We start from the raw sequence: 2,856 nt of genomic DNA, 5'->3' as shown, positions 1-2,856 counted from the left end.
GCCCGCGGCGACGCGCTGGAGGCGCTGGCCGCGGACCTGCGCGCTCAGGTCGGCCAGCAGCAGGCGCAGCTGGACCGGACCCAGGCCAGCCTGACGGAGGCCGAACAGACCCGGCTGGCCGAGGCCGAGGCCGCAGCCCTGCTGCGCGAGCGGCTGGAGGGGGCGGATGCCGAACTAACCGCCATGACCCTGGCCCTGGAGGAGCGTCGCCGCGAGGCGGAGGAGACGCTGACCCTGCTGGCCGCCGCGAATGCCGCCCGCGACGCGGCGGAGACGCAGGCCCAGGCCCAGCTGTCCGAGGCAGAGCGTCAGGCCGCCCTGCTGGCCACCGCGCGGGCGGAGCTGGCCGATCAGGAGGACCTGTCGCAGGACAGCCAGCGCCGGGTGGCGGCGCTGAACGAACAGGTGGCGCAGCTGCGCTCTCAGCTGGGGTCGTTGCAGGCGCTGCTGGATGCGGCGGGGCAGGAGCAGGCCGACGCAGAGCTGCGCGTGTCCGACCTGGGCCAGCAACTGAACGCCGCCCTTGTCCGCGCCGCCGAGGAAACCCGCGCCCGCTTGGCGCTGGAAGAGGAGGCCCGCCTTGCGGCCGAGGCCGAGGCCCAGGACCTGGCCCGCTATCGGTCCGAATTCTTTGGCCGGCTGTCGCAGATCCTGTCGGGGCGCGAAGGCGTGCAGGTCGTGGGCGACCGCTTCGTGTTCCAGTCCGAAGTGCTGTTCGCCCCCGGAGAGGCCACCCTGTCCCAGGCTGGCCGCGAACAGGTCGCCGGGCTTGCCACCCTGCTGCGCGACATCGCCGACGAGATCCCGCCCGAAATCGACTGGATCATCCGCGTCGACGGGCATACCGACAACCTGCCCCTGTCGGGGACTGGCCGCTATGCCGACAACTGGGAACTGAGCCAGGCCCGCGCCTTGGCCGTGGTACGCTATCTTTCCGACGATCTGGACTTTCCGGCCGCGCGCCTGGCGCCGACGGGCTTTGCCGACACCCGCCCCATCGCGACCCAGGACACGCCCGAAGCCCGCGCCCTGAACCGCCGGATCGAACTGAAGCTGACCGAGCGTTAGTGCCCGACGGTACGGGAGAACACGTTGATCACGACGACCCCGGCAACGATCAGGCACAGCCCGATCACCGCCGGCAGGTCCAGCCGCTGACCGAACACAACCAGCCCGATCATCGCGACCAGGGCCACGCCGAACGCGCTCCAGATCGCATAGGCCACGCCCAGGGGTAGCACCTTGAGGCTGACCGACAGCAGATAGAAGCTGGCCAGATAGCAGACGGCCATCCCCACCGTGGGCGCCAAGCGCGTGAACTGTTCCGAGCGCTGCAACAGCGTCGTGCCCAGAACCTCCAGCGCGATGGCGAACCCCAGGGGGATATAAGGGGACAGGGTCATCGGGCCTCGCGCTTCAGGGGACGGTCGTCGGGCAAGCCTGCCATATGTTTCAGGTGGCGTTCCAGTTCGGAATTGATCTCGGCCCCGACCAGCACGATCGTCGCGTTCAGCCACAGCCAGGTCATCAGTGCGACCACCGCACCCAGCGATCCATAGGTCTCGTTGTAATTGCCGAAATTCACCGCGTACCAGGAAAACAGCATCGAGGTCGCGACAAGCGCCAGCCCGGCAAAGACCGCGCCCGGAGAGATCCAGCGCCAGCGCGACTTGGGCGCCGCAGGCCCCCAGCGATAGACCGCCGCCAGCGCCGCGATCAGCAGGCCCAGCATCAGCGGCCAGCGGATCACGGCTAGGATCGTCTCGGCCCCCCAGCCGATGGGCAACAGCCGCAGCAGCATGGGCACGACCGCGATCACCGCCAGCATCAGCGCGATCATCGCCAACCCGCCGATGGTAAAGCACATCGCCACCAGGTTCAGCCGCACGATGCCGCGCGTCTCGCGCTGAAAGAATGCGACGTTCAGCGCCGAAAGCAGCGCCTTCATCCCGCCATTCGCCGAATAGAACGCGACCAGCAGCGCGACGACCCCGGCCAGGGACAGCGCGCCCGTCGAGGCTGAGGCAATGGACACGACCTGCGCGCGGATGATCTCAAGCGAGCTTTCGGGAAGCAGCGGTTCGATCAGTTCCAGATGGCTCTGGATGGTCGAGGGGTCCGCCCACAACCCGTAAAGCGACACGAAGGCGGTGATCGCCGGGAACAGCGACAGCAGGCCGAAGAAGGTGACGCCCCCGGACACCGACGTGACGCGATCGTCGCCGATCTGGCGAAACGTCGATTTCGCGACCGCCAGCAGATCGGCGCGCCTCATGTCGCGAAGCCCCGGCATCCGCTTGGCGGGCACCGGGGCGGGGTCATCGGCCATCAGGCCGAAACGCCGTTTCGTGTCGTCATCCAGCGGGCCGAACAGGGCGTCGCGAATGCCGGTCCCTTGGGTCATGCGTCGTCCCTGATGGGCGGATCAGATCCGGGTGTCGTCGGATTGCGGGCGCGGGGCACGCTGCTGGACGGGACCCGGATTGGGACCGGGCGCGCCATTCAGGATGGCACGCAACTGATCGGCCGCAGCCACGAAATCGCCCACGATGGTCGTCGCCTGGCTGGAAACGCCGCGGAACGACTGGAACGCCCCTGCCAGCGACTGTGCGACGCCGTTCAGACCGTCCGACAGGTCGGTCGCAGTGCGCGTCAGGTCCTTGGCGAAATTGCCGCTGCGGCCGCGCGACGCCTTGGCGCGCAGACGGGCGGCATGGGCGTTGTCCTCGCGGGCCTGGGCACGGACGCGGCGGCGCATCGCCTCGCGCTCGTCCTCTTCCAGATGGGCGAACCGGGGGGCGGCTGCCGGGCGATAGGCCGGGCGGGGCGCGTCGTCCGTTCCGGCCAGCTTGCGCG

At 69.3% G+C, this 2,856-nt stretch carries 4 protein-coding genes; 1 reads left to right on the top strand and 3 read right to left on the bottom strand.

What is annotated here, in order from left to right; all coding sequences use genetic code 11:
* The coding region (locus tag FHD68_RS18220; RefSeq protein WP_139086501.1) for a peptidoglycan -binding protein at positions 1–1,068 on the top strand (1,068 nt) is incomplete at its 5' end.
* Here FHD68_RS18220 and FHD68_RS18215 read toward each other — a convergent pair.
* The 3 genes from FHD68_RS18215 to FHD68_RS19235 all read right to left on the bottom strand — a co-directional run.
* Positions 1,065–1,403 carry an SMR family transporter gene (locus FHD68_RS18215; RefSeq protein ID WP_045981174.1) on the bottom strand — a complete coding sequence of 113 codons (339 nt, stop codon included), beginning with the start codon at positions 1,401–1,403 and terminating at the stop codon, positions 1,065–1,067. The two genes, FHD68_RS18220 and FHD68_RS18215, sit on opposite strands and share 4 nt — an antisense overlap.
* Entirely contained in the window at positions 1,400–2,404 is a 1,005-nt protein-coding gene (locus FHD68_RS18210) for a YihY/virulence factor BrkB family protein (RefSeq protein ID WP_127898179.1), read from the bottom strand. The genes FHD68_RS18215 and FHD68_RS18210 overlap by 4 nt, the downstream gene beginning before the upstream one ends.
* A 21-nt stretch (positions 2,405–2,425) precedes the next feature.
* The coding region (locus FHD68_RS19235) for a hypothetical protein (protein ID WP_167550440.1) at positions 2,426–2,856 on the bottom strand (431 nt) is incomplete at its 5' end.

Origin of the sequence: Paracoccus marcusii (assembly GCF_006151785.1) — a bacterium.
GTDB lineage: Bacteria > Pseudomonadota > Alphaproteobacteria > Rhodobacterales > Rhodobacteraceae > Paracoccus > Paracoccus marcusii.
This window is presented reverse-complemented; position numbering and strand designations above follow the sequence as displayed.